The following is a 26,461-nucleotide window of genomic DNA, read 5'->3' as shown; positions in this document are numbered from 1 at the left end:
AGGATTGATCTCAACTTCGATTCGTCATTAAAAATGATTTTGTTACGTTCACTATCAAAGTCAAAAAATATTAAATAAAGGCAGGTTCTTGAGCATGAATACGGTGAATCAAGCGTCCATCATTAAAGAATTAATTACACAACCTAATGTGTTAACCAATTTATGTGTGGGAGAACTCGTTGAAAAAGTTCTTCAACGTAACGAGGGTACACTAACTGCTACAGGAGCGATCAGAGCCGAAACAGGACGTTACACCGGCCGATCCCCTCAAGATAAGTTCATCGTTAAAGATGAGGTATCAAAGGACACAGTTGATTGGGGTACCGTGAACCAACCTATATCAGAAGAAATCTTTGAAAACCTTTATCATAAAGTGGTAGATTTTCTAAAAGAAAAGGAAGAAGTATTTGTTTTTAATGGGTTTGCCGGGGCAGACGAACGCTACCGATTACCTATTCAAGTGATCAATGAATTTGCTTGGCATAACTTATTCGCCCATCAATTATTTATACGCCCTACTGAGGACGAATTCGCCGATCATGTAAGCGAATTCACAGTTATATCCGCCCCCTCCTTTAAAGCAGATCCTGCTCAAGATGGCACACGCTCTGAAGCCTTTATTATGGTGTCATTTAAACATCGCGTGATTCTTATCGGAGGAACGGAATATGCGGGGGAAATTAAAAAATCGATCTTTTCAGTTATGAACTACTTATTACCAGAGAGCGATGTTCTACCTATGCACTGTTCAGCTAACGTAGGGAAAGAAGGCGACGTAGCATTATTCTTCGGACTCTCTGGTACAGGGAAAACTACTCTGTCTGCTGATCCCGAACGTCGACTAATCGGGGATGACGAACACGGTTGGTCTAACCGCGGAGTATTCAACATTGAAGGTGGATGCTACGCAAAGTGCATAAACCTTTCTGAAGAAAACGAGCCTCAAATCTATAAAGCAATTCGATTTGGGTCTGTGCTTGAGAACGTAATCTTGCATCCTGGTACACGCGAACCGGATTACGAAGATACAACTCTAACAGAAAATACACGTGCAGCTTATCCAATCAAGAATATCCATAATATTGTTGAACCTAGTATTGCAGGTCACCCTAATACAATTATATTCTTAACAGCTGATGCTTTTGGTGTATTGCCTCCGATTAGTAAACTGACTAAAGAGCAGGCGATGTACCATTTCCTTAGCGGTTACACAAGCAAACTAGCAGGAACTGAACGCGGCGTTACTAGTCCAGAAGCAACGTTCTCTACATGCTTTGGTTCTCCATTCCTTCCAAGACATGCTTCCACGTATGCAGAAATGCTTGGGGAGAAAATAGATCAATTTAACTCTAACGTCTTCCTCGTTAATACAGGATGGACTGGTGGTGCTTATGGAGAGGGTCACCGCATGAAACTAGCTCACACCCGCGCTATGATTCATGCTGCACTTGAGGGTGAGCTTAACTCCACTGAAACAGTAGTAGATCCTATTTTCGGGTTGGAAATACCAGCTCACTGTCCCGGGGTTCCAGACGATGTGCTGATTCCGAAACGCACGTGGAAAGATGAAGCACAGTATGAAGAAAAAGCTCATGAACTAGCTACTAAATTTCATGAGAACTTTAAGAAATTCGACGGGGTCAGTGAAGAAATTCGCAATTCAGGCCCTACATTTACAAAATAACTATCGCTCCCACATCTCCAAATATATATAGCGGCTATCCCATACCGGGATAGCCGTTTCTATTTCTTTAACCAATCTGTTAATTGCTTAACGGTACGCCGATTTACTTTTGGTGGGAAATAATGATCTAAATCGTAATAAATCCAGCTCGTATGGGGTAAATCATGTTCTTGTAATTCTTTTTCTAAAAGTCTGGCATGTTCAACAGATACATTTTGATCCTTAGCTCCATGAATAATACACACAGGAGTCTCCAGATCTTTTATAGACGCAAGTGGTGTTCTGGCCGCAAACCTTTCAGGGAATTTATTAGGTCCTCCCCCAACAACACGCTTTAGCATCCTCCTTAAGTCAACACGTTCCTCATAAGTTAGGGCTACATCTGTCACTCCTCCCCAACAAACCACTTTATGAATACCAGGGACTTCAAGAGCCGTCCATAATCCCATAACTCCCCCACGAGAAAACCCAAATACATTTACTTCTTCATTCACCTTAGGATGATTAAAAAGGACTCTGGCCCCATTATGGCCATCTTTACGATCACTTAAGGCAAAATCTTCTCTACCTTCTCCTCCCATATTGCCACGATAGCATGGAGCAAAGACAACGAAACCGTAAGAAGCAAATTGAACAATCCTACCGATTCGAACTTTGCCAACACCTTTTATACCGCCGCGGAGATATAAAAACCCCGGATATTGTCCTTTCTCTTTCGGTTCTACTAAGAAACCTTTCACCCTTAACCCATCGCTCCAATACGTAACAAGAAATACATGCAACTCAGGGTGAGGAGAAGGGTATCGTTGTTTTGAAATAATCGTTCCATCTTGCATAAAAAAACTCCTTTATAGGCATTCACACAAATTTAACAGCCACATACGATAACGTATCTATTTAGATTGATCTTACAGGAGGATTATCCGAAATGAAAAAAATTCGTTTGCTTTTATATGTTTCGATAGTGGCTTTACTTACATTCCCCTTAGCCGCATGTTCTCAATCACCAACAACGATTAAGGTAGCAGAAGTGACGCGGTCTATATTCTATGCCCCGCAGTATGTGGCACTTGAAAAGGGTTTTTTTGAAGATGAAGGTCTTGATGTGGAGTTAACCACTACTTGGGGCGGGGATAAGACAATGACGACCCTTCTTTCTGATGGTGCGGACATTGCTCTTGTAGGTTCTGAAACGTCCATCTATGTTTATGCCAGAGGAGCCTCAGACCCAGTCATTAACGTTGCCCAGCTTACTCAAACAGATGGAACGTTTCTTGTTGCCAGAGAGGAGCAGCCAGAATTTAAATGGGAAGATCTAAACGGAAGCACCTTCCTTGGTCAACGTAAAGGCGGAATGCCTCAAATGGTTGGAGAATATGTGTTGAAAGAACAAGGCATTGACCCAAAAGAAGACCTAACATTAATTCAAAACGTTGATTTCGCTAACATTCCGAATGCCTTTGCTTCTGGCACAGGTGATTATGTACAGTTATTTGAGCCAACAGCAAGCATTTTCGAACGAGAAGGGAAAGGTCATATCGTAGCTTCCTTTGGGGAAGAGTCAGGGCACGTGCCTTACACAGTATTCATGACAAAGAACAGTTTCTTAGAAGAAAACCCGGAAGAAATGGAGAAGTTTACACGCGCTATCTACAAAGCTCAGCAGTGGGTTCAGGATCATTCCGCTGGAGAGATTGCTGATGTCATTCAACCCTATTTTGAAGACACGGAACTCGATTTAATTGAAACTGTGGTCGATCGCTATAAAAGCCAAGGCTCTTATGCAGAAGATCCAGTTCTCGATAAAGAAGAATGGAGCAACTTAAAACCCATCATGGAAGAAGCAGGAGAGCTCCCGGCAGACGTGGACCATAAGACGCTTGTAAATACAAAAATCGCGGAAGATGTAATGAAATAAGGAGGAGTGTATAAAATGACTTTCCTCAGCCTTAACCATATTACTCACCAATATTTTTCAAAACAAGGATTTACGAAAGCCATTGAAGACGTCTCGCTCTCCATTGAGGAAGGACAGTTCGTTTCCTTCCTCGGCCCTAGCGGCTGTGGAAAGACGACACTTTTATCCATCATAGCAGGTCTATTAACTCCAACAGAAGGTACAGTAACCATTCAACAACAACCTCGTTCCCAAACCAACATTGGATATATGCTACAACAGGATTACTTATTTCCATGGAAGACCATACAAGAGAACGTCTTGCTCGGCCCTCACATTCAAGGGAACATTACAGAAATGAAGAAAGAAAAAGCTATTCAGATTTTAGAGGAAATCGGCCTTGAAAGTGTTGTGAAATCCTACCCTAGTCAACTTTCAGGTGGGATGCGCCAAAGGGCAGCATTAGCAAGGACTCTCATGACAGACCCTAAGTTACTACTTCTTGATGAACCTTTTTCCGCTTTAGATTATCAGACCAAATTAAAACTTGAAAATCTAGTCTCTCAAATGCTGAAGCAGTACAGGAAAACCTCCCTACTTGTTACTCATGATATTGGAGAGGCAATTGCCATGAGTGATACAGTTTATGTCCTTAAAGCTCGTCCAGGTCGAATCGCGAAAACATTCCAAGTTCCTGGTCATTTACGTACACTAACACCTTTTGAAACAAGGCAGCACGCTGATTTCAATGACCTATTTCAAACCATATGGAAGGAGCTAGATCAGCTTGAAACAGAGTCCATCAACTGATGAAACGCGTTTTCAGCAGCATTTAAAGAAACTACAAAAAGAAAAGCGTTCAATAATGATATGGCAATTGATTATATTTGCTAGCTTCTTTAGCCTATGGGAAATGAGCAGTCGCCTAAGATGGATCGATCCGCTTCTTTTTAGTTCACCAACTAAAATTAGTGATTTGCTTTTAGCTAAGGCAACTGATGGCTCAATCTTTATGCATATCCGTGTCACACTCTTAGAAACAGTAGCAGGTTTTTTGCTTGGAACCGTTTTAGGTATTTTGTTAGCGGCTACTTTATGGTGGTTTCCAAAACTATCTAAAATCATTGACCCTTATCTTGTTATTTTAAATGCAATGCCTAAGGTAGCGCTCGGACCCATAATCATTGTCGCATTAGGCCCAGGCTATTTCTCTATTATCGCAATGGGAGCTATTATCTCCGTTATCATTACTACCATTGTTGTCTATTCAGCATTTCAAGGAGTCGACAGAAATTACGTTAAAGTCCTGAGAAGCTTTGGTGCGAATAGGTTCCAAATCTTTAAAGAAGCTATACTCCCAGCTTCCTTCCCTACGATTATATCGACCTTTAAAGTTAACGTGGGACTTTCATGGGTTGGAGTAATCGTTGGTGAATTCCTTGTTTCTCAAAAAGGATTAGGGTATTTGATCATTTACGGATTCCAGGTATTTGACTTTACACTCGTCCTTGCAAGCCTTATGATTATTGCGATCTTCGCTGCTATTATGTATCAACTTGTGGAAAGGTTGGAGCGGAAGTTAATAAGGGGATAAATCCGTTAAACCAGTAACGTAAAAAAACTCAGCATCTCGGAGACTAATCCAAGAGCTGAGTTTTCTTAATGTAATCTAAACTGTGAGGCAGTACCTCATCCTTCATCATAAAGCTAAATTGAGAGTTTCGCTCTAACCCTTTCGGTAACGTATCCAAGCATACAGGTCCTTTCGTTTCGAAATATGTCTCCTGTTTAGTCAGGTTCGAAATGGTTGCAAAATAAATATTCTTTATAATACAACCTCCCTTACCATCCACATGATACTGACCAATATAGGATAAAGCTTCAACTTCTCCCCCAGTCTCTTCCATGACTTCACGAACAGCCGCTTGTTCCGGAGTCTCTCCCTCTTCTACTTTCCCACCAGGAAATTCAATTCCTCGATCTTTATGCTCTGTAAGTAGCCATTTTCCATCATAACGGCTAATGACCCATACATGTTTTGGGTGTTCAGAAAAGGGATGATCGGTAAAAGAAAGCTTCACTTCATTATGGTAATAATCATAAAACGTAATCAATAACGATCAACTGCCTTTATTGCTTCATTTCCTTTTCACTATGAATGGCTTATTCCATCAATAATCCAACCTTCATTTGTATGCGTAAAGACAAATGAAACCGTGTACTTTCCATAAAGCTCACTTGTATTATGTTGAGTAACAGCTATACGCCCATCCTCTAACGTTTCAGTTGTGTAAGATTCGTTTTCTTGAAACCAAGGTGGTGTATCAGTTGGAAGGATATACAGTCCATTATTATATTCTTTATAATAAAAATCAACATATTCCTTTGCAACAGATTTATTTGCTATGGATGAGAACGACTTAATTAATTCTTTTTTGCTATCATATGCCATTACACGGGACTCTTGATTGGACTTTTGTACAAGTTGATCCATAAATTTACTAGTGACAGATGTTATAATTTCTTCTGTTAAGATCTCTTTTTCTTGTGCTTTATTGGAAGAAGATGTTAATCCGTGTTTCTTCTCTTGTTTTTGGTGGAAAGTTAATTCTGTATGACCGGTGTGATCAGATCCAGATAATTGGTCCTGCGCATTTAGCAAATCAGGCTGCTGATTTGATATCACTACAAGTAACGCTACCAAAATAATAGGAATGATTGCAATTGACTTACCTAGGTTCATATCTGTTGCCCCCTGTTTCTTATGGTGTGTTAGTAACCTATTTCCTTTTTGCAGCACGAAATAAACTCAAAATCAACTACTTTGATTCCTGGGAGGGAAAATTCATGAAAAAACATGTACAAATCTGGTCAGCCTTAATTTTTATATTGGTCATTACGATAGGATGTTCTGGTCAGTCTGAAGAAAGCGGAGCAGAAGGAGAGATTAATAAAGAGAACCAAGATCTTTCTGCGGTAGAAGTTTATGAGAAATCATTAGAAGCTACAGGGGACCTGAAAAGCTTTTCGTTATCCACAGACATTCAACAGTCGGTTCAAATGGGCGAACAAGGTGAACAAAACATAGAGATGTCTTCAGAAGGCGAGTTCACTCTTGATCCTCTTGCTTATCACTTAGTAACAGAAGCCATGGGACAAAACATTGAAATGTATTATATTCAGGATGGCCTTTATTTTAAAGATCCAAACAGCGGAAACTGGCTCAAAGGCCCGAAAGACTTAATTAACCAGTTTAGCCAGTCAGGTACAATGCAACAGAACCCAAAAAAACAACTTGAAATGCTTCAAGATTATTCAGAAAGTCTAACCATGGATGAAACAGATAATGGTTATGTTATACATTTAGAAGCTAACGAGGAAGATATGAAGCAGTTCATCGAGAGGGCTTTATCAAACGGAGGAGCTATCCCAAAAGATGCAATGGGTGAGTTCACGATTCATAACTTGGCCTTTGACCTTACAATAACTAAGGAGCAATACTATCCCAAATCATTAGATATGGAGATGGAGATCTCTATGGAACAGCAAGGTAACACAGTTTCCGTTAAACAAGAGATCAATTCAAATTACGATGAGTACAATGAGATTGAGGCAGTTCGCATCCCAGAAGATGTAAAGGAAAACGCAGAAGACATCAGCAATATGCAAGGAACCTCTCCATAACAAAGAACAAGAGGTCGCTGTTTAAGCGGCCTCTTGTTTGCTACTAGGTTAAAGGATTTCGTTCTCCATAGATCTTGTCAGAATCTTCATCGTGATCCATTCCAATAGACTTGATAAACTGCTTTGTATCTTCGTCGCCCAACTCATAAATCATTTTGTAAGCTTCACGCATGGAGTAGTCATAATCATCATTTTGTGAGTCCTCAGAATAATGGCGAAAAGGGATATGAGACCTCCAGAAAGATCGCTCATCTGCACTAAACACTTCATTAAGCACTTGGCGCAATCTGAACATTTCCTCTTCTGTTGCCTGAATAGTAAATACGTCATTATTCCCGTCACGAATTTGTGATATTTCTTGAGAACCCAGGTTAATATAAAACGTTCGCTTCTTATTTTCCATTAACTTCACCCTCCTATTCTTTACTTTTTGCACTTATTTAACGAATTATGAACAACATTTAAAAAAAGCCGCATAAGGTAATGAACAAAGATAGACTTTTGAGATTGAGGGAAAGGAAGTTGATTATGAAATTTGCTGATAGCTTATCTGAACTTTATAAGAAGTATTTCGAAACGGACGATTACTTACCTCTATTTGTACACTCTATTATTGAGCAAATGGATCACAAAGATTTACTGCAAATCGTTAAACATTGCCAAGAAGAGGAGCTCCAGGAATTCGTAGCTAGTTATATTATCGAAAGAATGAAAGCGTCTTCTACGCATCCCATCACTCCTCCTTCACCTTATTCTACTAATGACCCGCAGAGGAAAGCTCTATAATCCATCAACCTTTTGCACGTGAGGGTTCTACGCTTAAATTTTCACCTATGCGGGAGGCCTGATCAAGCCTCATGATTATACTAATAATGAAGATGCTGTTGCCCTAAGGTCAACACCAGCAAACTAATTGCTTCCCGCTCCCTAACATGATATCGGATGTTCGACACAAGCACGTCGGAAATACAACCATACCACCCTTAATGTCCCCCTTTTTTACAATGCACCAGGATCCCATAGAACTTCCTAGTCACCCATTTATGCCTCATTTTAGAAAGTTTGTTTGAGCTTAACTTTAAAGCTTCCAGGCAACTACTCCTTCTCACTATCCCCATCTATTCCTAAATCCATAAAAAATCCGCTTCTTAGTTTTTAAGAAGCGGACATACTTTGCAATAGGTATGCTCATTATTTAACTGATAGGTAAGACAACAGAACAGCCGCTTCTCCTTTCCCTTTTCTTTACGTAAAGCGAATTGAGTAATTGGGTTCTGTTTTTGTTGAAACACTTTCCCTTCGATTCCACGTATAGCCTGGTAGTCACACAAAACTGTATTGGCTTGTGCTTTCTGAACGATTTCATAAGCAAACTGTTCATAAAACCAGTATACATAAGTAGCAAAATTTTCCCACATTATCTTCATGGGTAGACTTGTTACACGGTGAACTGTAGTAAAAATCGGTAAGACCATTGTTTCGATTAATACAGTGAAATGGTGTTTTACTGACTTTTCTCTTGCGCTCTTTGGTATAGACAGACTACGATAGGATTCATTACTCCATTTCGGAAACCATTTCTTGTGGTCATCCAAGCGAATCAACTTCTTATCCTCCACTTCTACTACAGGCAACTTTGAGTAAAGAGTCATAGGAGCAAGCATACCTGTTACAAAATAATAGCCTAACCTTTTCGTAATCATAGAAGCGGTAGCTCTCTGAGAATCAGAATTTATAAATGATGACACCTGTTCGAGTATTTCCTTAAACTGATTCACGTCCCTAAAAGCATCTAGCGAAATCTCCTCAACCCGTTGTTCTCCATCATGATAAGTCGGGTGATAGTACCGAAAATAATGATCTAGTACATCAACTTCATCCAACGTTAGGTTCATTAGACATCACACTTTCCTTAATTAAACAACGACCACGCCCATAAGGAATGCACATTGGAGTTCCAAAAATCGGGTCGCTCGTAACGTTACAAGTCATACTGAACACATCTTGAACAAACTTACACGTCACGATTTCTTCTGGCTTGCCTTGAGCGTAAACAGTCTGATCTTTTAACGCCACAATGTTATGAGCATATCGGGAGGCTAAATTCAGATCATGAAGCACCATGACAACGGTTCTACCTTCTCTTTCGTTTAGCTCAAACAATAAGTCCAATATTTCAATTTGATACGTCATATCCAAGTAAGTCGTCGGTTCATCGAGCAAAATAATATCCGTATCCTGAGCAAGGGTCATCGCAATCCAAGCTCGCTGGCGTTGCCCACCAGATAACGAATCAACAGTCCTCTCTTTTAATTCTTCAAGATTAGTGTCTTGAAGGGCTTGCTCTACTGCATCTTCATCTTCTTGTGACCATTGTTTGAACCAGTTCTGATATGGATAACGACCTTGCTTAACGAGCTGCAGAACCGTCAATCCTTCTGGGGTAACAGGACTTTGAGGAAGTATGGCAAGCTGCTGTGCTACTGATTTGGTGGACATTTTGGAAATGGCCTTCCCATCCAACACCACGTTACCACTGTGAGGTTTCAATAAACGAGCCATTGAACGAAGAAGGGTAGATTTTCCACAACCATTTCCACCAACGAAGACCGTAATCTCTCCCTTTGGTATCTCTATATTTAAATCATTCAGAATTGTCTTCTCTCCATAGCCAAGCGTTACATGATCCGTTTTCAAATTATTCATGTGAACCTCTCCTTTTAAGCCCGCTTATTTGAAAATAATAAAAAGATAAAATAAGGCGCTCCAATTGTAGCTGTAAACACACCAGCAGGAATAATGTTAGGCAAGAAAAGTGTACGCCCAATCAGGTCAGCACCTATAACTAGAATGGCTCCAATAAGACCGGAAAGGGGTAACAGAGCTCCATACGAAGATCCTACAAGTCTTCTCGCTATATGCGGTGCCATTAAACCAACAAAGCCAACCCCTCCCGCGAAAGAAACCGCTATTCCAGCTAGTGCTGTACTTACTAATAAGAATAAAAAGCGATCCCGTTGCAAATGAGAACCTACGCCCGCTGCCAGTTCTTCTCCGAGCTCTTGTACGTTAATCCTTCTTGAAAGTAACAAGGATACAAACACAAGAACAAGAATAGAAGGCACAATGACCTTCACTTGTTCCCAATTTGCTCCATATACACTTCCCGTTAACCAAACATTGGCTTGCGATGCACGATAAATAGGCCCTACAATCATTAACGTGTTGGTTATGGCTTGAGTAAGGGCAGAAAGGCCAATACCAATTAATATAATTCGCATCGGTGAAACACCATTTTTATAAGCTAATAAATAAACAAATATCCCAACTAGACTCGCACCTATAAAGGCTGCAACTGGCATCCAATGAATACTGACCGTTAAAGAATCTGTCTCATCGCTAAACAACGTTAAGAATAATACAACTGCTACAGCACCACCACCTGATATTCCAATAATATCAGGAGACGCAAGAGGGTTTCGAATCATCCCCTGAAGAATAGCACCACTTAAAGCAAGGCCTATTCCGACAAACAGAGCCACTATGATTCGCGGAAGTCTCAATGTTTCAATGATTAAATTCTGTACATCCGTTCCTCCTCCAAAGAATACCGTGACCGCATCAAATGGAGGAATAAATGTTTCCCCTAATGAAGCAGACATGATAAACAATACGCATAACAACCCTAAAAATAGGCTAAAATACGTCAGAGCCCGTTTTTCGAGAAAAAAGGATATTCGATCTTTTTTGGAGCGTATCTTCACATATTTACTCATGTTGATTTCAATCCTTTTCGGGCAATATAAATAAAGAATGGAGTACCAATTATTGCCGTCATAACTCCGACTGGTACTTCTTCTGGCATAATAATATATCTAGCACTGATATCAGCTAACAGTAAGAGAATTCCACCTAATACGGCGCAATAAGGCAAGATCCACCTATGATCATACCCGACGATGTATCTAGCAAAGTGGGGTACAACAATTCCGATAAAACCTATCGGTCCTGCAATAGCTACTGCTCCACCAGATAGAAGAACAGTAAGTACTCCAGCTGAGAGCTTTATATAGGCTGTCTTCTGCCCTAGACCTTTTGCCAAGTCTTCTCCCATTGTTAATATATTCAAATGCTTACCGATTAAAAATGTACCGATCCAGCCTACAAGAATGTAAGGGGAAAGTTGTTGCAAGTAATCAAGATTTCTTCCTTGTACACTTCCAGCTAGCCAAAAGAGCACTTCGTCTAAGGCTTTTTCATTTAATACAAGAATACCTTGGGTTAATGATGAAAATAATGCCGCAATAGCTGCTCCCGCTAGTGTTAAGCGCACAGGCGTTAATCCTTCTTTTCCTATTGACCCTATTGCATATACAATAGTTGCAGCAACCGCTGCACCTGCAAATGATACCCAAGCCATCATTCCAAGGGGAAGAGATTGAAAGACAGCAATAGCCATAACCACGAAGAACGAAGCACCTGCATTCACTCCAAAGATTTGAGGAGAAGCGAGTGGGTTTCTGGTTAAAGCTTGAAGTAAAGCACCAGCTAAAGCTAGTGATCCTCCCACACATGCTGCAATAAGAACTCTTGGCAATCGCAATGAGCGAATTACGATTAAAGTGTTATTCTGCTCTTGTGTCGTAAAAGCTTTCCAAGCATCGCTGAACGAAACGTCTGTATATCCAAGAACAAGACTCAGTCCCATACAGATCACTAACAGAACAACACTTACCAAAAAACCGATTCCTTTTGTTCTATTCGACTGCAAAACCATATTCTTCCCCTACCTAACGTAACTTACATACTACTCTTACTTACAAGTGTATGGATTCTTTTAGGTGCTGTCAACGATTATGAGAATCATTGTCATTTATACTTGACTCTGTTACAAAATAAGGCTATGATCAATTTAGTTGTAAATGATAATCATACTCAATTAGGAGGACATAACGATGAACAAAAAGCATTTTATACTTAGTTTTATGTTACTATTGACGATCGGATTACTGGCTGCCTGCGGAACATCTTCAGAAGACTCATCTTCAAATGATGAAGATAATGGCGACACTAGTGACTTCGAACCTTACACAGTTGAACACGCTATGGGAGAAACAACCGTTAAAGAGAAACCTGAAAAAGTTGTAATCTTAACGAACGAAGGAACAGAAGCGCTCCTAGCTCTTGGCGTCACACCAGTTGGAGCAGTTCAATCATGGACTGGCGATCCATGGTACAAACATATTAGTGATCGCATGGAAGATGTAGAAGTAGTCGGTACCGAATCAGAAGTCAACATTGAGAAAATCATTTCTTTAGACCCTGACTTAATTATCGGAAATAAATTACGCCAAGAAAAAATTTATGACCAGTTAAATGAGGTTGCCCCAACCATCTTCTCTGAAACCCTTAAAGGAGAATGGCAGGATAACTTTAAAACATACGCCAAAGCGTTAAATATGGAAGCTAAAGGGGAAGAACTCCTAACTGAATACAATGAGCGCTTAAACAACTTTGCGGATCAGGCAGGGGATAAACTAAACCAAGAAGTTTCTGTAGTTCGCTTCCTCCCTGACCACGCTCGTATCTATCAGAAAGACTCCTTCTCAGGAGTTATTCTAGAACAGATTGGCTTTGAGCGTCCGGAATCTCAAGATGTAAACGAATTTATGGAAAAAGCTACGAAAGAACGCATCCCTGCTATGGATGGAGATATCTTATTCTACTTCACATATGAGACAGGGGATGGAGCTGCTACAGAGCTAGCTGAAGAGTGGATGAACGATCCATTATTCCAAAACCTTGAAGTCGTTCAAGAAGGAAATGTTCACGAAGTAAGTGATGCGATTTGGAATACAGCTGGTGGCTATATTGCAGCAAATGAAATGGTAGATGATTTAGAAGAAATTATAATAAATCAATAACACATGTAAACCGCCTTATGACTTGTTAGACAGACAAGCAAGGGCGGTTTTGTTTATTTGTTATTCTCCTACAGCACATGTATCCCCCTTAAAAGTCCTGCCATTAGGGAATATTGTAAGGAATGGAATCATAGATTAATCAAACACCTTAAAGAAAGGCGTTGTCGCCATGTCACAACTTGACGTACCTGCAAGGATTGACTATATACAAGTGATATCTAACCCTCATAATGAGCCCGTAACGATAAAAGATATCCCTCCAAGTTTTGAATGCGTAGGAGTTGGAACAGACGCAGCTGTTTTTCGTCACAAAGATCAACCACAACTGGCTTATAAAGTTTATGGAGAGGACAAACTTTATAAAAAGGAAAATGAAGAGAGGGTATACAAAACGCTTGGACCTTCCCCATACTTCTCTATGTATTACGGATCAGGAGATCGTTACATTGTTCTTAGCTTTGAAGAAGGATTATCTCTTTACGATTGCCTTCTACAAGGGGTGAACATCCCGCCTCAGGCAGTAGAAGATGTAGAAAGAGCCCGTAAGTTCGTCAAAGACAAGGGGTTAAACCCAAGAGATATCCATTTAAAGAATATCCTTTTACAAGACGGACGCGCCAAAGTAATAGATGTATCAGAATATGTTCATGAAGGAAATGATTACAGGTGGGAGTTGTTAAAAAGAGGATATGAAGAATACTACCCACTTATCAGAGAAAGGCCTATCCCCCTTTGGGTTTTAGAAACATGCCGTAAATGGTACAACCAAACAAAAGATAACACCTTTCAATTTGATGACTTCATGCAAAAGATTAAGAAGCTAAATCCCTTTTGGAAGTGAACGTCTCTAGTTAGATTAATTAATGAAAAAGAGCCCAGACTTTGTTTTGTCTGGGCTCCTTTTATAGTTTCTCTATCTCTATTGGCAATCAGTTGTATAAGTACTCACTCCCCATAAATCACATTTAAAGATTTATGTTAAGACATCCATTTAGGGGGAGTATTTTTATCCCAATACAAGTCAGCAATTGCACGGTGTTTCTCAAACTGGTCTTCGCTTACGTGATAATGGAAGTTGAACCAATACCCTTCCCCTGGCCGATTGTCACGTCTCACATCGAAACGGGCAAGTTCAGCATTGGTACTGCTATTATAAACATGGAAGATCTTCTCCCCATACCCCGGTGCTGGATCTAACGTAATAGCATAGTTTGAAATCTCGTGCTCTTCTACATTTCCCATCACATATCTTACTTCATTTTCAACATTATTTAGAATATCATCCATAAAAACTGGATCGATTTTTTCCACAATACGAGGGCCAAGTTTCGCAATTGTTTGTTCTTTTGCGACCTCTCCAAGGTTTGAAAGATATTGTTCAGAATCTAATTGATGAGCATCTTCCGATAAATCAGGCAAATCTAAGAAATGATCAGAATCAGTTGCATTTGTCGATGAGGCTTTTTTCTCTTCTATATTTTCTTTCGGTGAGAAGGCTTTATTCTTTTCAGTTGCATCTGCATCTAGTGTCGTAGGGGGGACATATAACCCTAACGTCACAATTGCGGTTAATATCGTAAAGGTTTTCCTAACCCAACGCTTCATAATAAGCAAACTCCCTTTTATGTACTTTCAAACTTTGTTTCCTATTATTCTATCATGATCTAGTTTATTTTCCATCAAACTTTAATCCTTACTTTTTTAACAATCTGCAAATTGAATACGCTTTCTAAATATAGAATCTCATATTCTCTTTTTCTTGTCGATAGTAAGATAACCGATCCTCTAAAGTACCAGTATGAAACTCAAATTTATGTCCGTCAGGGTCTGTAAAATAAACAGAGTTCTTGTCTAACTCTCCCCGCTGTCGCCCATCTAAAATACGAACCTCCAATGACTTCAAATGAGATACCACCTCATTGAAATCTTCTTCTGTTACCGAAAAGGCTATGTGTGTATAAGATTCCTCTATCTCAAAACGCGGAATGTTTTCTTCCTTATTCAGAGCGATCCACAAACCATTAAGATCGAAATAAGCAGTCTTCTCACCTTCAACTAAGAGAGTCGCTCCAAATACTTGTTCATAGAATTCTATAGACGTTTCTAAATTTGAAACAGAAAATGTGATATGGTTAATACCTTGTAAATTCATTTCCCCACTTCCTTCCTCTTTCTACAATTACGTTTCAATCTGCAATTCGTTTCACAAAAATAGCATGTTAAGAGGTGTTTTTAGCATATACTTCCTTCAATAATAACGTTTACCGTTAAGGAGGGAGTCGGAATGAAAAATCCTGCTTTGATCGCTGTCTTAATTGGTGCGATCGCACAAGCTTTACTAAATATGTATATCATGGTTTGGACTGTAATCGGTTTTTTATTTGCGTTTTTTATAGGCGGATCGTCTTTCTTTATATCTACTGAATATGAGTGGTTCCCTGAACCTGGAGCGAATGAATTCTTGCAATTCGTTAGTACAATGGCCATTTTATTTATGGTTTTTGCTGCTATATTCCTTGTAATCAGCTTAACCACAAATGTATTGACTTTTCTTGCAGTCCACTACATCAGGACAGACAGGCGACACTCTCGTACACTGATCTTCCTCATTATCGCTACCATCACACAAGTTGGCTTTGGGTTACTCACCCTATTTGAGCCCATTACATGCTCTTTATTCTTCATCACAGCTTTATGTTATTTAACAGGAATCCTTCTGTTGTACAAAACGAAACACTCTACAACAGAACCCACTTCATAATAGAAAGTAAAACAGAAACGTTAACCTTAACCGACACATTTTACAGAGCCAATTGAAAAAGAGGTTCCTTTTGCAGGAACCTCTTTTCAAGCTTTATCCCATAATGTGATAACCAGAATCCACATATATAATTTCTCCTGTTACTCCTCTGGAGAGATGACTCAGCAAGGAAAGGGTCATATCGCCAACTTCTTCTTGAGTGACATTCCTTCTTAGAGGAGACTCCTCTTCAATCTTGTGTAAAATATCATTGAAAGATGGCACACCTTTAGCAGCAAGGGTACGGATCGCTCCGGCGGATACAGCGTTCACTCGTATATTATACTCACCTAAGTCTGATGCTAAATATTTCACAGTTGCTTCTAGAGAGGCTTTCGCAACACCCATCACGTTATATCCCTTGACCACTCTCTCTGCACCTAAATAACTCATTGCAATTATAGAGCCTCCTTCAGTCATATAAGGTTGACTCGCTTTTGCCACAGCAATTATAGAGTACGCACTTGTATCTTGGGCAAACGCATAACCACTTCGACTTGTATCGAGGAAGTTTCCTTTTAAATCTTCTGAGTGAGCAAAAGCGATTGAATGAACAATACCGTGAATGGTTCCGATCTGCTCGCCAATACTATGAAATGCTTGATCAATACTTTCATCATTATTTATATCACACTGCACGATGTGAGTAGCTTCTAGGTGTTGATCATTAAGGATTTTAATTAATTTTTTATATGACCGGTCTTTACGGTAAGTAAAGATGACATTAGCACCAGCCTCAAAAAGTGACTTGGCTACCCCCCACGCAATGCTACGTTCGTTCGCTACACCCATTACAACAAAATTTTTGTCTTTCACTTTTAATAAGTCATTCATCTCATTTACCATCCCTATCTATTTTAGGCTTCCAAAGCTTAATCATTGAAGTAAGAACAAATCCAACCCCTAACACAATATATAAGGGTTCTCTCATTGGTCCCCCCTCACTAATGAGTGCTGATGTAATGAGTCCAATAGCAAATATAAGCATAAAAGAATGAAACCCTACCTCAAACTTCCTGTAACTGCTCACATTGTTGCCTCCCTCATGGTTTATGTATGTTCTATAATTTTCCTATACTTATAATACACTAGCAAGTCCATTGGGAAAAAAGTGAAAAAGCCCTTCTCTTTATTTAAAGAAAAGGGCTTTTATGTAATGGATGATACTTTCTTTTTGTCATAGCTCATAATTGCCCTTCGCCTGACATATTCATGAGGGTCATTAATCGCTAACTGGTGCAAGAGATTTTGAGCTTGTTCCTTATACTCACGCATTTTCCCAAGCCCATAAGCAATTTGCCACCTTGCTTCGTAATCGGGATAAGCTGGAAAGGTTAACGCTCGATAAGCAATATGCAGCAGTTGATCAGGCTTATTAATTAATTCACTTATAATGTAACCTTCTTTATGGTCTCTCGCTAGTATGTATAAAAAACTTGTAGTAACCTTTGGACTCCACTCCTCGGCCGGTAAACGCTTAATCACAGTTTTAGTTGCTTCCCATATATCATCCCAATGATCATATTCTGATTCCCAATCACCGTAAGGACCATGATCAATCGCCCATATTTTGAAACTCCGTATTTCATGTAGCAGTTCAAAAGTATATTCACTATGTACCACTCTCACCCGCTCCCTCCCATTTCTAGTACTATAGTCCTCATTACCCCTGGGGATCGGTCTGAAACCTATATTTTTACTTTTTCAGGAGACTAAAAAAAATCGTACCGTCAATAGCTAACGTCGAACGAACCCACATCGCGCGGGGCCACCTGCAGAAAGCGAGCTCTTCCCCAGCCCACTAGCACTCAATAAACGTAACAGCTCCCCACACTCATTAAAGTTTCTCAGCTTCGAGTCTTCAAGATTACTGACCTATTATAATAAGAGCCCCAGGAGATGCTCCCCCAGGGCTCTAGTCATTCACTTATAAGCTTTTAAGCTTCCCTACGACTTCAGAAGGTTCAACGCGGTCTTTATAATCAGCTTTTGTATATTCGTAAGCGATTGTTCCGTCTTGTTGGATAATATAAGTAGCAGAGACTGGAAGAGTCCAATTATCATCCCCGTTATGTTTATCTACCTCAAGACCTTTCTCTTTATAAACATCTACAAGATAGTCAGGGAGCTGGTAAACTAAATTAAATTGATCGGCCACTTGATTACCCTTATCACTTAACACATGGTATTGCAAATCATTTTTCTCTGCAGTAGTCAGAGAGTGATCAGGAGTTTCAGGGCTAATGGCAATTAATTGTGCTCCTACAGCGTGGATATCATCGATTAATTGCTGGTAAGTACGGAGTTCCATATTACAATATGGGCACCATCCTCCGCGATAGAAAGTAACAATTGTAGGTCCAGATTGAAGCTGTTCATACAGATCGACATAATCCCCTTTAGCATCTGGTAAGCTAAACCTCGGGGCCTTCTCTCCTACACTTAAGCCTTTTCCTTGGTCAGACGACTCGAGTTCATCAATAGCGTTTTGCATTTTTTCTTGAGTGTCTTGTGAAACATTAGCTTTAAATTTTTCGATATATTCATTATATTGCTCTTGCATTGTCTTCATTAAAAATCTCTCCTTTATACCGATTAGGCGAGATGCCCAACTAAAAGTATAAGGGATATCACTAGTAGACCATATCAATTTGCATTACTACCCACTTCTATTCTGGATATTAGGATAAACAATCCCGAAAATGATAATAGCAACACCGCACCATTGAATCACCGTAACATGCTCCTCGAGAATCACCATGGACAATAGCACGGCTACGGGTAACTCAGCAGACCCAAGAATGCTACCAAGCGCTGATCCAATTTTCGGCATACCATAAGCGAAGAGGATTGGAGGGATCACGACGCCAAACAGGCCCAGCAGGATTCCATATTGACCGAAAGAAGTAATAACGTTTGGATCTACACCTCTAATAAGAAAAGGGGAAAAAATCATTACAACCACTAACATACTGCCTGTAACCATATAATAACTTCTTTGAATAGGTGGCAGTTTAGGCATGACAGTAGCGTTGGTTAGTATAAACAAAGCAAATGAAACCGCCGCAAGCAAACCATATATAACTCCAAATAGATTCCCACCAAGGTCCTCCCCCTTCATCACCCCGCTTGCTAGAGTCGTTCCGAACATTAATATAAGTACACTAAAAGTTGTAACCTTATCAGGGGTACGTCTGTAGAACAAAAATTCAAATAAAATACCAATCCATACAAACTGAAAGAGTAAAATGATAGATAGGGAAGCTTCTAAAGTAACTAATGAGAGATAATAAAACACACCTACCAAGCCTGTCGGAATACCTGCAAGCATGAGTTTCACTTTATCTTTTTTCCCAATCACTTCTTTCCTTTTCGTAAAGAGAAAACTCACGAATAAAACGAACCACCCAATTAGAAATTGCCCCACAGTAACGAGTGAAGTGGTCGCACCATCTCCATATGCAAGCTTTACTATGGTTGATAACACTCCGTACGAGCATGCCCCAATAAAAACAGCTATTATGTACCGCATCCTTACTACACCTTTCTCCACAAACAGATGCACAACCTCCTTATTCATAGGGGTTGTGCACTGAATGTATGTTTTATTCCATAGCTCCTGCCACGTCATACGGGGTTAAATCAATACCTGATGGACGGCCTAATGCAAGGTTCGCCAATTCTAAACCAAGATAAGGACCACTCGTTAAACCAGAAGCTCCCAATCCATTTGCAACAAGAAGATTGTCAAACCCAGGAACATATCCGATGACAGGTAAGAAACCTGGCGTATATGGTCGAAATCCTACACGACTTTCAATAAACGTTCCGTTCTTTAAGCCAGGTGCGATTGGTAATAACTGCGAGAAGATATCATGGAGACCACCTGCTGTAACATGGTGATTAAAGTCTTCATTTTCTTCGTGTGTTGCCCCCATTACGATCCTTCCATCCTCAAAAGGCAGAACATATTTATTTGTGGGAGGCATGATAACGGGCCAATCGCTAGTATTGGTTTCTGATAAAGAGACGTGTGCAATCTGAGCCTTTTGAGAAGAAACAAGGAATTGTACACCAAGAGGCTCTAGCATCTCTTTAGACCATGCTCCACCGGTAACAATCACTTTCTCTCCAGCTAGGAAATGATCATTCACGTAGACCCCAGATACTGTTGTTCCTTCAAAGGAAAGGGTCGCATCTCCGTACAAGATCTGAGCATCATGTTTTTGTGCACCACTTATTAAAGCATTACGAAGCGCCCTTCCATCCACACGTGCTCCTCCGCTAACATAAACAGCTGCATACTCATCAGAAAGAGGAGGAAACATAGCTTTCGTCTCATCTCGAGTTAATTTCTTGATTTCTCCTATCTCTGGCGCATCCTCACGCCGCTTTTCAGCAAGCGTAACGATTTTATCAAGCTTAGCATCTTCCGTATGGAGCTTTAGCGCACCCACACGCTTATATCCTATATCTGTTTGTCCGTCTTCCTCAAGTTCCCGAACCAATTCCGGATAATACCGAGCACCATTTTTCACTAGTTGATACCACGCTTTATTTCTTCGCTGAGAAAGCCATGGACAAACCATACCAGCTGCAGCATCCGTAGCCTGGCCTGTGTCTTGACGATCGACTAATGTCACCGAGACTCCTTCCCTCGCTAAGTGATAAGCTGTGCTAGCTCCCATAATACCCGATCCAACTACTATATAAGAGTTCATATTAACACCTATTTCATCTTTACTTTGTACGCTGTCATTTTACAAGAAATTGACCTCAGACTCAATTTCCCATCAATCGACATATTTCCCGGGCAATTTCCACGAACCAAACCCTCCCAAACACCCCCTTCCAAAATTACACCTTTTTCTTCCATACACTAATTCGATTCATAAAAATATGGGGCTAAGTCTTGTCTCATTCTAAACATATTAGTAGGATTCAAAGCTCCTGAATTTTTTTCGATCGCAAAATACTTTGAACTAGTTATTGACACCCCCTCATGTTCATGATAAAAATTGAATAACTTCATATGAACGAATTGCTTCGAAGGAAAGTAAGTAACTCCTCTGTCCCTGTCTCAGAGAACCGATTAGTGGTGTGAAATCGGTACAAACAGAGAGAGCGAATTTCATTTCTGGAGCTTCTATGCGTGAGCCATGGACGGTGACGACTGTTATACGTGTAAAGTCATGAAACTCTTGTTTCATAACTAGGGTGGTACCGCGATGTAAGTCGCCCCTACATTATTGTAGGGGCGACTTTTTTGTTTTTAAGAATTATACGTTTGAGAGGAAGATGAGAATGAGTCAGCAAGAACAATGGTCATCAAAGATTGGATTTATTTTAGCAGCAGCTGGTTCTGCAATAGGACTAGGAGCTATATGGAAATTCCCATACATTGCTGGAGAAAACGGCGGTGGTGCTTTCTTTATCACCTTTATCGCTTTCACGATTTTGTTAGGATTACCATTATTGTTAGCCGAGTTTTCAATTGGCCGTACAGCTCAGAATAATGCCGTAGACTCTTATCGCTCGATTGCAAAAGGAACGAAGTGGCACTACGTAGGGATACTAGGGATGGTCACATCTTTTATTCTATTATCATTTTATAGCGTTGTTGGCGGATGGATTATTATTTACCTATTAAAGACTATAACCGGAGGTATGGCAGGACTTTCTTCAGCTCAATATGGCGAAGTATTTGGTCAAACGATTTCGAACCCTCTACTAAGTATCAGCGTCCAGTTCTTATTTATTTTAATTACTATTCTTGTTGTTTCAAGAGGGGTTCAAAAGGGAATTGAGAAAGCTAGTCGTATCATGATGCCTGCTTTATTCGTATTATTCTTAGTATTGGTTGTAAGATCGTTAACGTTAGAAGGAGCAGGTGAGGGGATTGTTTTTCTCCTTCAACCTGATTTCTCAAAAATAACATCCCAAACGGTTTTAGAAGCAATGGGACAGTCATTCTTCACACTAAGCGTAGGAGTTTCCGTAATGGTTACTTACAGCTCATATCTACCTAAGGATCAAAGTTTACCAAAGGCAGCTTCATCAATTGTAGGGATAAACATATTAATCGTTTTATTAGCTGGTTTGGCAATCTTCCCTGCTGTGTTCTCCTTCGGTCTTGAGCCAGGGTCTGGTCCCGTACTTCTATTCAACGTTCTTCCTACGGTATTCAGCCAAATGCCTTTAGGGATGGGCTTTTTCGCAGCCTTTTTACTTTTATTCTTATTCGCCGCTTTAACCTCTGCATTTTCCATGCTTGAGATTATCGTGTCTGTCTTATCAAAAGGGGATGAAAGGTTGCGTCAGAAATACGCGTGGATTATAGGTCTATCCATCTTCATTGCAGGGATTCCTTCTGCATTATCATTTGGAATTCTAGGAGAGGTAACACTATGGGACAAAACTATTTTCGATTTAGCCGATTATGCAGTTAGCAATATATTGATGCCTATGGGGGCATTGTTGATCTCTATTTTTGTTCCGTTAAAGATGAAGAAATCTGACCTCTATGAAGAATTAAAGAGAGGGAGCACATTAAAGAAAGCGGTCTTTAATGTATGGTATTCCTTAATACGTTATGTAGCACCTATTCTAATCATTGCTGTTATGATTGACGTTATAACTGGATAATATCTGAATAGTAAAAAAGATCTATTTTTTTACTTTTACGAGCGACTATAACAGGCTTCATTGTATATGATCTAACAAAAATACATCATGTAAGCTTTCCTAACATGTAACTTTGTGTTAGAATTCCTTACATGATAAATAAAAGGTTATGCATTCTTGACTTTGAATGCTAGTAATCTACTACAAACTATTAAGGCGAGGGTATTAAATGACTTTTACTAAAGAATCCATTAAGCAAGAAGTTCACGACAAAGGCGTAGAATTTATTCGACTTGAATTCACAGACATGCTTGGAGACACAAAAAACGTTGAGCTCCCTATTGAAGAGCTTGAAAGTGTTCTAGAAAACGAAGCTATGTTCGACAGTTCTTCTATTTCTGGTTTCTCTGATATTCAAGAAAGTGATATGTATCTATATCCAGACTTAAGCACGTTTAAAGTATTACCTTCAACAGTAGATGAAGATCCTGTTGCACGATTCATTTGCGACATTTATACAACGGACGGAACTCCTTTCGAAGGTGATCCACGTTATATCCTAAAACGAGCAATGAAAGAAGCTGCTGAAATGGGCTATACCGTAAACGTAGGTCCAGAACCAGAGTTCTTCTTGTTCAAACTGAATGACGAAGGTTACCCTATCAAGAAGATGAATGACCGTGGTGGTTATTTCGATGCTTCTCCAATTGACAAGGGTGATAAAGTGCGCCGTGATATCGTTCGCACACTTAAGAAATTTGGCTTTGAGATGGAAGCTTCTCACCACGAGGTAGCTATGGGACAGCACGAGATCAACTTCCGTTTTGATGACATGCTACGTGCTGCAGATAACATCCAAACATTCAAAAGCGTTGTTAAAGACGTAGCAACAAACCATGATTATCATGCGACATTTATGCCAAAGCCAATTGCTGGAGAAAACGGTTCTGGTATGCACTGTCACCTTTCTCTATTCAAAGATGGCGAGAGCGTATTCTGTGACGAAAAAGACGAAGACGGTATTTCTGTAACAATGAAGCACTTCATGGGCGGTATCTTAAAACACGCTCCTGGTATTGCTGCTATTACAAACCCGAACGTCAACTCTTATAAGCGTTTAGTTCCTGGTTACGAAGCACCTGTAAGCATTGCTTGGTCTCACTCCAACCGTAGTTGTATGATTCGCGTACCTTCAACTCGCGGTAAAGGAACTCGCTTTGAAGTTCGTAACCCAGACCCTACAGCAAACCCATACCTTGCTTTAGCGGTAACTATTCAAGCAGGACTTGAAGGAATTCGCAATAAAGTTGATCCAGGTGCAGCTGAAACACGTAACCTTTACGAGGTACATGACGACAGCGTACCAACACTTCCTACAAACCTAAAAGAAGCTTTAACAGCGCTTCGCAAAGACAAAGTTCTTATGAACGCTTTAGGTGACCATACTTCAAGCATTTACCTTGAAGAGAAAGAAGAAGAATGGACTGAGTATTCCCTACAAGTAAGTCAATGGGAAACAGACAAATATATGAACAAGTAAGTTTCAAAAGCGCAAGTGCCCGCTTAGCAACGTATAGGCTGGACTGAGCCGCAGTGAGATCAAGGAAACACGATGAGCCCCTGCGAATCGATGTTGACTGATCGACCAGAGGTGAGGGAAGCCTACTAGTTGCTGGGCACTGGAGCTAGACGAAACAAAAGCGCAAGTGGCCGATTAGCAACGTATAGGCTGGACTGAACCGCAGTGAGATCAAGGAAACACGATGAGCAGCAGCGAATCGATGTTGACTGATTGACCGGAGGTGAGGGAAGCCTACTAGTTGCTGGGCGTACGAGCAAAAAAGGAGACGATCTTAAGATCGTCTCCTTTTTTATGCTTAATTAGAATGTTTGCGCTGCGTCCTTTGCTCTAGCAATTGCATTTGCTTTGATTTCTTCTGCTTTTTCAGGCATTGCGGCTTGCCCTTCTACAAATACCCCCTCGAATGATGGCACACCAAACAATTGCATGATTACATTCAAGTAGCGGTGACCCATTTCCATTCCAGCTGCAGGACCTTCAGAATAAATCCCACCATTCGCTTGAATATGGAAAGCTTTCTTATCTGTGAGAAGACCAACAGGGCCATGCTCTGTATATTTAAATGATTTCCCAGCCACTGCTACAGAATCAATGTATGCCTTCATAACAGGTGGGAAAGAGAAGTTCCACATTGGGTTTACAAACACATATTTATCAGCATTAACAAATTGATCACTAAGTTCACCTAAACGATCTACTTTCGCTTGCTCAGCATCGCTTAGTTGATCGCCTGATTGTAATTTCCCCCAACCACTAAAGATATCTGCATCAATTTGAGGAATATCTTCCTTATAAAGATCAACATGAACAATTTCATCCTCAGGGTTTGCCTCTTTGTATGCATTAATAAATTCCTTCCCTACACTCATACTGAAAGAGGCTGCTTCATCGTGTGGATGCGCAGTAATATATAATACTTTTGCCATTTCTAATCTCACCTTTCAAATCTTTTCGTAGACATAGTTTGCACTATAACTACATCCCTAGCATTTACTTTGAATTAAAGTATCTTTATTTCGAGATTAATTATATTATTATTTTCTTATTCCAGCAAGAGATTTGCATTAGAATATATTCCTTTAGTCTTTCTTCTGCTGTTAATATTTTGTGATATATAGCACTACTTATTCAGTATCCGTTTCTATGAATTTAAAACGTAAAAAAAAGACGAAAATCAAATTGATTTTCGTCTTCTGCCCTTTATTCTGTTTCATCGACGTAATGTGTATAAGGGTTTGCTGAAATTTGTTTTATCATTTCATCAGTTAGCTCAACCTTCTGGTGTTCGACTAATTCTCCACTCACGGGCGCGCTACCGTCATAATGCAATGGTTTGCTTTCCATAAGAGCCCTCCCTTTTCTTAGAAGTAGTATATGTACAATAATATAGACAAATGAGAACCAATTCATGTGTCCTATGATTATTTTACTATATAAAACACATATGCACATCCTAATACTTACACTTTTAACATTAATTATCTTTCAAAGAATAGTATGTCATACATCCTATAGGATAGACGTTAAAAGTACTAATTCAGGAGGTTACTTTTTATTCAATTGTAAAATTCATCTGCACCGCTTGTTTTAAGCCTATTCCTTGCTCACTTGTAATATCTTTCGCAATAAATAAGGTATACGTTTCACCTGAATTGTATGATTTCTCGGGAGCCAAGGACACAGATTGACTTACTTCATCGTACGAAACTTGAACTGGAACTACTTTCATTTCCTCATCAAAGACAATGAAATTCAGCTGATCAACCGCCTGTGCTGAAAGGTCTGCGTTAAATTGTATATTCCATACTTTATCTGAATTGATGTTTTCTTTCGATCCAAAATCTTCTTTAACTTCTTCCTTTACTCTCTCTGTCACTTCTTTTTCTTTCTTCTTAAGCTTCTCTTCCATTTCATTCACAGTTTGACGCAACTCTTCTAAATCGACGTATAATTCTTTAAACTGATCCGTATAACTGTGATTTAAACCCAATCTCTTTTCTGACCATACCGATAGATGATCTATGTATCGTTCCACCGCATCTAATTTGTTATGCTGAGCTTGAAGCTTCCCACTAAAACTATCTGCTTTAGCATCATAATTTTCTAGTTCTTCTTCCTCTTCTTGCTCTTTTTCATCTGTTACTACTACTTCTTCTTCTTCCTCTTCTTCTTCATCTATTACGGGTTCTTCCTGCTCTTCCTCTTCATCTGTTACAAGTTCTTCCTGCTCTTCCTCTTCATCTGTTACAGGTTCTTCCTGCTCTTC

30 protein-coding genes and 1 other annotated feature are annotated in these 26,461 nt (G+C 39.8%); of the genes, 11 read left to right on the top strand and 19 right to left on the bottom strand.

Translation table 11 applies throughout. The features are described 5' to 3' along the window. Nucleotides 1-94 precede the first annotated feature (94 nt). Nucleotides 95-1,684: a phosphoenolpyruvate carboxykinase (ATP) gene (pckA, locus tag N780_RS18330; RefSeq protein WP_036787544.1), complete on the top strand. Its 1,590-nt coding sequence runs from the start codon at nucleotides 95-97 to the stop codon at nucleotides 1,682-1,684. Nucleotides 1,685-1,743: 59 nt separating this feature from the next. Here pckA and N780_RS18325 read toward each other — a convergent pair whose 3' ends face one another. Beyond that, nucleotides 1,744-2,520: an alpha/beta hydrolase family protein gene (locus N780_RS18325; RefSeq protein ID WP_036787543.1), complete on the bottom strand. Its 777-nt coding sequence runs from the start codon at nucleotides 2,518-2,520 to the stop codon at nucleotides 1,744-1,746. Between the two features lie 92 nt (nucleotides 2,521-2,612). Here N780_RS18325 and N780_RS18320 point away from each other — a divergent pair, with 92 nt between their 5' ends. From N780_RS18320 to N780_RS18310, 3 genes are read left to right on the top strand one after another with little or no spacing between them, the layout of a single operon-like run. Next, nucleotides 2,613-3,602 (top strand): ABC transporter substrate-binding protein, encoded by a 990-nt coding sequence (locus N780_RS18320; protein WP_036787541.1) that lies wholly within the window; start codon nucleotides 2,613-2,615, stop codon nucleotides 3,600-3,602. Nucleotides 3,603-3,617: 15 nt separating this feature from the next. Continuing rightward, the gene (locus N780_RS18315) at nucleotides 3,618-4,391 is read left to right on the top strand and encodes an ABC transporter ATP-binding protein (protein WP_036787539.1); all 774 of its coding nucleotides are present in this window, start codon (nucleotides 3,618-3,620) and stop codon (nucleotides 4,389-4,391) included. Between the two features lie 55 nt (nucleotides 4,392-4,446). Beyond that, nucleotides 4,447-5,175 carry an ABC transporter permease gene (locus tag N780_RS18310; RefSeq protein WP_084599756.1) on the top strand — a complete coding sequence of 243 codons (729 nt, stop codon included), beginning with the start codon at nucleotides 4,447-4,449 and terminating at the stop codon, nucleotides 5,173-5,175. 43 nt (nucleotides 5,176-5,218) lie between these two features. Here the strand turns inward: N780_RS18310 and ytkD are convergent, their stop codons facing one another. Continuing rightward, the gene (ytkD, locus tag N780_RS18305) at nucleotides 5,219-5,695 is read right to left on the bottom strand and encodes an RNA deprotection pyrophosphohydrolase (RefSeq protein ID WP_036787535.1); all 477 of its coding nucleotides are present in this window, start codon (nucleotides 5,693-5,695) and stop codon (nucleotides 5,219-5,221) included. A gap of 38 nt (nucleotides 5,696-5,733) precedes the next feature. Continuing rightward, complete coding sequence (locus N780_RS19360; RefSeq protein WP_052115165.1) at nucleotides 5,734-6,324, bottom strand: hypothetical protein; 591 nt, start codon at nucleotides 6,322-6,324, stop codon at nucleotides 5,734-5,736. Nucleotides 6,325-6,428: 104 nt separating this feature from the next. On the opposite strand from N780_RS19360, the gene N780_RS18295 reads away from it, so the two are divergent. Then, entirely contained in the window at nucleotides 6,429-7,265 is an 837-nt protein-coding gene (locus N780_RS18295; protein WP_036787533.1) for a DUF6612 family protein, read from the top strand. 43 nt (nucleotides 7,266-7,308) lie between these two features. Here N780_RS18295 and N780_RS18290 read toward each other — a convergent pair whose 3' ends face one another. Beyond that, nucleotides 7,309-7,668: a hypothetical protein gene (locus N780_RS18290; protein WP_036787531.1), complete on the bottom strand. Its 360-nt coding sequence runs from the start codon at nucleotides 7,666-7,668 to the stop codon at nucleotides 7,309-7,311. Between the two features lie 125 nt (nucleotides 7,669-7,793). On the opposite strand from N780_RS18290, the gene N780_RS18285 reads away from it, so the two are divergent. After that, nucleotides 7,794-8,051 (top strand): DUF6154 family protein, encoded by a 258-nt coding sequence (locus N780_RS18285; RefSeq protein WP_036787529.1) that lies wholly within the window; start codon nucleotides 7,794-7,796, stop codon nucleotides 8,049-8,051. A gap of 362 nt (nucleotides 8,052-8,413) precedes the next feature. On the opposite strand, the gene N780_RS18280 is transcribed toward N780_RS18285, so the two are convergent. Genes N780_RS18280 through N780_RS18265 form a run of 4 tightly spaced genes read right to left on the bottom strand, consistent with a single transcriptional unit; the run spans nucleotide 8,414 to nucleotide 12,042 of the window. Next, complete coding sequence (locus N780_RS18280) at nucleotides 8,414-9,160, bottom strand: hypothetical protein (RefSeq protein ID WP_036787527.1); 747 nt, start codon at nucleotides 9,158-9,160, stop codon at nucleotides 8,414-8,416. After that, nucleotides 9,141-9,971: an ABC transporter ATP-binding protein gene (locus N780_RS18275; RefSeq protein WP_036787525.1), complete on the bottom strand. Its 831-nt coding sequence runs from the start codon at nucleotides 9,969-9,971 to the stop codon at nucleotides 9,141-9,143. The genes N780_RS18280 and N780_RS18275 overlap by 20 nt, the downstream gene beginning before the upstream one ends. Before the next feature lie 14 nt (nucleotides 9,972-9,985). Then, nucleotides 9,986-11,041 carry a FecCD family ABC transporter permease gene (locus N780_RS18270; RefSeq protein ID WP_036787523.1) on the bottom strand — a complete coding sequence of 352 codons (1,056 nt, stop codon included), beginning with the start codon at nucleotides 11,039-11,041 and terminating at the stop codon, nucleotides 9,986-9,988. Continuing rightward, on the bottom strand, nucleotides 11,038-12,042 hold the full coding sequence (locus N780_RS18265) for a FecCD family ABC transporter permease (RefSeq protein WP_036787521.1): 1,005 nt from the start codon (nucleotides 12,040-12,042) through the stop codon (nucleotides 11,038-11,040). Before N780_RS18265 ends, N780_RS18270 begins: the two co-directional genes overlap by 4 nt. Before the next feature lie 178 nt (nucleotides 12,043-12,220). Between N780_RS18265 and N780_RS18260 the strand changes: the two genes are divergently transcribed. Both N780_RS18260 and N780_RS18255 read left to right on the top strand, forming a co-directional pair. After that, nucleotides 12,221-13,189, top strand: coding sequence for an ABC transporter substrate-binding protein (locus N780_RS18260; RefSeq protein WP_036787519.1), 969 nt, complete (start codon nucleotides 12,221-12,223; stop codon nucleotides 13,187-13,189). Between the two features lie 169 nt (nucleotides 13,190-13,358). Continuing rightward, nucleotides 13,359-14,030, top strand: coding sequence for a serine/threonine protein kinase (locus tag N780_RS18255; protein ID WP_052115164.1), 672 nt, complete (start codon nucleotides 13,359-13,361; stop codon nucleotides 14,028-14,030). Between the two features lie 137 nt (nucleotides 14,031-14,167). Here N780_RS18255 and N780_RS18250 read toward each other — a convergent pair whose 3' ends face one another. Beyond that, nucleotides 14,168-14,794, bottom strand: a complete 627-nt coding sequence (locus tag N780_RS18250) for a YpjP family protein (protein WP_036787517.1) — start codon at nucleotides 14,792-14,794, stop codon at nucleotides 14,168-14,170. Nucleotides 14,795-14,918: 124 nt separating this feature from the next. Continuing rightward, on the bottom strand, nucleotides 14,919-15,341 hold the full coding sequence (fosB, locus tag N780_RS18245) for a metallothiol transferase FosB (RefSeq protein WP_036787515.1): 423 nt from the start codon (nucleotides 15,339-15,341) through the stop codon (nucleotides 14,919-14,921). Nucleotides 15,342-15,473: 132 nt separating this feature from the next. Between fosB and N780_RS18240 the strand changes: the two genes are divergently transcribed. Then, nucleotides 15,474-15,950: a hypothetical protein gene (locus N780_RS18240; protein ID WP_036787513.1), complete on the top strand. Its 477-nt coding sequence runs from the start codon at nucleotides 15,474-15,476 to the stop codon at nucleotides 15,948-15,950. A 93-nt stretch (nucleotides 15,951-16,043) separates the two neighbouring features. Here the strand turns inward: N780_RS18240 and fabI are convergent, their stop codons facing one another. The 6 genes from fabI to N780_RS18210 all read right to left on the bottom strand — a co-directional run bounded on the left by fabI (nucleotide 16,044) and on the right by N780_RS18210 (nucleotide 20,710). Continuing rightward, nucleotides 16,044-16,823, bottom strand: a complete 780-nt coding sequence (gene fabI, locus N780_RS18235) for an enoyl-ACP reductase FabI (protein WP_036787511.1) — start codon at nucleotides 16,821-16,823, stop codon at nucleotides 16,044-16,046. Nucleotide 16,824: 1 nt separating this feature from the next. Beyond that, complete coding sequence (locus N780_RS18230; RefSeq protein ID WP_036787509.1) at nucleotides 16,825-17,019, bottom strand: hypothetical protein; 195 nt, start codon at nucleotides 17,017-17,019, stop codon at nucleotides 16,825-16,827. A gap of 119 nt (nucleotides 17,020-17,138) precedes the next feature. Then, nucleotides 17,139-17,618, bottom strand: coding sequence for a HEAT repeat domain-containing protein (locus N780_RS18225; protein WP_036787507.1), 480 nt, complete (start codon nucleotides 17,616-17,618; stop codon nucleotides 17,139-17,141). A 298-nt stretch (nucleotides 17,619-17,916) separates the two neighbouring features. Continuing rightward, a complete protein-coding gene (locus N780_RS18220) occupies nucleotides 17,917-18,561 on the bottom strand; it encodes a peroxiredoxin-like family protein (RefSeq protein WP_036787503.1) in 645 nt (214 codons plus the stop codon). 87 nt (nucleotides 18,562-18,648) lie between these two features. Next, complete coding sequence (locus N780_RS18215; protein ID WP_036787575.1) at nucleotides 18,649-19,521, bottom strand: EamA family transporter; 873 nt, start codon at nucleotides 19,519-19,521, stop codon at nucleotides 18,649-18,651. Nucleotides 19,522-19,594: 73 nt separating this feature from the next. After that, nucleotides 19,595-20,710 carry an NAD(P)/FAD-dependent oxidoreductase gene (locus N780_RS18210; RefSeq protein ID WP_036787501.1) on the bottom strand — a complete coding sequence of 372 codons (1,116 nt, stop codon included), beginning with the start codon at nucleotides 20,708-20,710 and terminating at the stop codon, nucleotides 19,595-19,597. A 316-nt stretch (nucleotides 20,711-21,026) separates the two neighbouring features. After that, nucleotides 21,027-21,235: a binding site (T-box leader), on the top strand. A gap of 58 nt (nucleotides 21,236-21,293) precedes the next feature. Here N780_RS18210 and N780_RS18205 point away from each other — a divergent pair. Next, complete coding sequence (locus N780_RS18205) at nucleotides 21,294-22,634, top strand: sodium-dependent transporter (RefSeq protein ID WP_036787497.1); 1,341 nt, start codon at nucleotides 21,294-21,296, stop codon at nucleotides 22,632-22,634. A gap of 208 nt (nucleotides 22,635-22,842) precedes the next feature. Then, nucleotides 22,843-24,153: a type I glutamate--ammonia ligase gene (gene glnA, locus N780_RS18200; RefSeq protein WP_036787493.1), complete on the top strand. Its 1,311-nt coding sequence runs from the start codon at nucleotides 22,843-22,845 to the stop codon at nucleotides 24,151-24,153. Between the two features lie 341 nt (nucleotides 24,154-24,494). On the opposite strand, the gene N780_RS18195 is transcribed toward glnA, so the two are convergent. The 3 genes from N780_RS18195 to N780_RS20120 all read right to left on the bottom strand — a co-directional run. After that, a complete protein-coding gene (locus N780_RS18195) occupies nucleotides 24,495-25,121 on the bottom strand; it encodes an FMN-dependent NADH-azoreductase (RefSeq protein ID WP_036787490.1) in 627 nt (208 codons plus the stop codon). Between the two features lie 274 nt (nucleotides 25,122-25,395). After that, nucleotides 25,396-25,539 (bottom strand): hypothetical protein, encoded by a 144-nt coding sequence (locus N780_RS20125; RefSeq protein ID WP_198135888.1) that lies wholly within the window; start codon nucleotides 25,537-25,539, stop codon nucleotides 25,396-25,398. A gap of 208 nt (nucleotides 25,540-25,747) precedes the next feature. Further along, a partial coding sequence (locus tag N780_RS20120) for an Ig-like domain-containing protein (protein ID WP_036787487.1) occupies nucleotides 25,748-26,461 on the bottom strand: 714 nt, incomplete at its 5' end.

It is taken from the genome of Pontibacillus chungwhensis BH030062, from assembly GCF_000770675.1.
Taxonomy (GTDB): Bacteria; Bacillota; Bacilli; order Bacillales; family BH030062; genus Pontibacillus; species Pontibacillus chungwhensis.
The sequence above is the reverse complement of the archived record's forward strand: the minus strand, read 5'-3'. Positions and strand labels throughout refer to the sequence as shown.

Excerpts from the sequence above, each read along its gene's own strand:
- pckA (WP_036787544.1), top strand. The coding sequence starts at position 95 with ATGAATACGGTGAATCAAGCGTCCATCATTAAAGAATTAATTACACAA.
- N780_RS18325 (WP_036787543.1), bottom strand. The coding sequence starts at position 2,520 with ATGCAAGATGGAACGATTATTTCAAAACAACGATACCCTTCTCCTCAC.
- N780_RS18320 (WP_036787541.1), top strand. The coding sequence starts at position 2,613 with ATGAAAAAAATTCGTTTGCTTTTATATGTTTCGATAGTGGCTTTACTT.
- N780_RS18315 (WP_036787539.1), top strand. The coding sequence starts at position 3,618 with ATGACTTTCCTCAGCCTTAACCATATTACTCACCAATATTTTTCAAAA.
- N780_RS18310 (WP_084599756.1), top strand. The coding sequence starts at position 4,447 with ATGATATGGCAATTGATTATATTTGCTAGCTTCTTTAGCCTATGGGAA.
- N780_RS19360 (WP_052115165.1), bottom strand. The coding sequence starts at position 6,324 with ATGAACCTAGGTAAGTCAATTGCAATCATTCCTATTATTTTGGTAGCG.
- N780_RS18295 (WP_036787533.1), top strand. The coding sequence starts at position 6,429 with ATGAAAAAACATGTACAAATCTGGTCAGCCTTAATTTTTATATTGGTC.
- N780_RS18290 (WP_036787531.1), bottom strand. The coding sequence starts at position 7,668 with ATGGAAAATAAGAAGCGAACGTTTTATATTAACCTGGGTTCTCAAGAA.
- N780_RS18285 (WP_036787529.1), top strand. The coding sequence starts at position 7,794 with ATGAAATTTGCTGATAGCTTATCTGAACTTTATAAGAAGTATTTCGAA.
- N780_RS18280 (WP_036787527.1), bottom strand. The coding sequence starts at position 9,160 with ATGAACCTAACGTTGGATGAAGTTGATGTACTAGATCATTATTTTCGG.
- N780_RS18275 (WP_036787525.1), bottom strand. The coding sequence starts at position 9,971 with ATGAATAATTTGAAAACGGATCATGTAACGCTTGGCTATGGAGAGAAG.
- N780_RS18270 (WP_036787523.1), bottom strand. The coding sequence starts at position 11,041 with ATGAGTAAATATGTGAAGATACGCTCCAAAAAAGATCGAATATCCTTT.
- N780_RS18265 (WP_036787521.1), bottom strand. The coding sequence starts at position 12,042 with ATGGTTTTGCAGTCGAATAGAACAAAAGGAATCGGTTTTTTGGTAAGT.
- N780_RS18260 (WP_036787519.1), top strand. The coding sequence starts at position 12,221 with ATGAACAAAAAGCATTTTATACTTAGTTTTATGTTACTATTGACGATC.
- N780_RS18255 (WP_052115164.1), top strand. The coding sequence starts at position 13,359 with ATGTCACAACTTGACGTACCTGCAAGGATTGACTATATACAAGTGATA.
- N780_RS18250 (WP_036787517.1), bottom strand. The coding sequence starts at position 14,794 with ATGAAGCGTTGGGTTAGGAAAACCTTTACGATATTAACCGCAATTGTG.
- fosB (WP_036787515.1), bottom strand. The coding sequence starts at position 15,341 with ATGAATTTACAAGGTATTAACCATATCACATTTTCTGTTTCAAATTTA.
- N780_RS18240 (WP_036787513.1), top strand. The coding sequence starts at position 15,474 with ATGAAAAATCCTGCTTTGATCGCTGTCTTAATTGGTGCGATCGCACAA.
- fabI (WP_036787511.1), bottom strand. The coding sequence starts at position 16,823 with ATGAATGACTTATTAAAAGTGAAAGACAAAAATTTTGTTGTAATGGGT.
- N780_RS18220 (WP_036787503.1), bottom strand. The coding sequence starts at position 18,561 with ATGAAGACAATGCAAGAGCAATATAATGAATATATCGAAAAATTTAAA.
- N780_RS18215 (WP_036787575.1), bottom strand. The coding sequence starts at position 19,521 with ATGCGGTACATAATAGCTGTTTTTATTGGGGCATGCTCGTACGGAGTG.
- N780_RS18210 (WP_036787501.1), bottom strand. The coding sequence starts at position 20,710 with ATGAACTCTTATATAGTAGTTGGATCGGGTATTATGGGAGCTAGCACA.
- N780_RS18205 (WP_036787497.1), top strand. The coding sequence starts at position 21,294 with ATGAGTCAGCAAGAACAATGGTCATCAAAGATTGGATTTATTTTAGCA.
- glnA (WP_036787493.1), top strand. The coding sequence starts at position 22,843 with ATGACTTTTACTAAAGAATCCATTAAGCAAGAAGTTCACGACAAAGGC.
- N780_RS18195 (WP_036787490.1), bottom strand. The coding sequence starts at position 25,121 with ATGGCAAAAGTATTATATATTACTGCGCATCCACACGATGAAGCAGCC.
- N780_RS20125 (WP_198135888.1), bottom strand. The coding sequence starts at position 25,539 with ATGGAAAGCAAACCATTGCATTATGACGGTAGCGCGCCCGTGAGTGGA.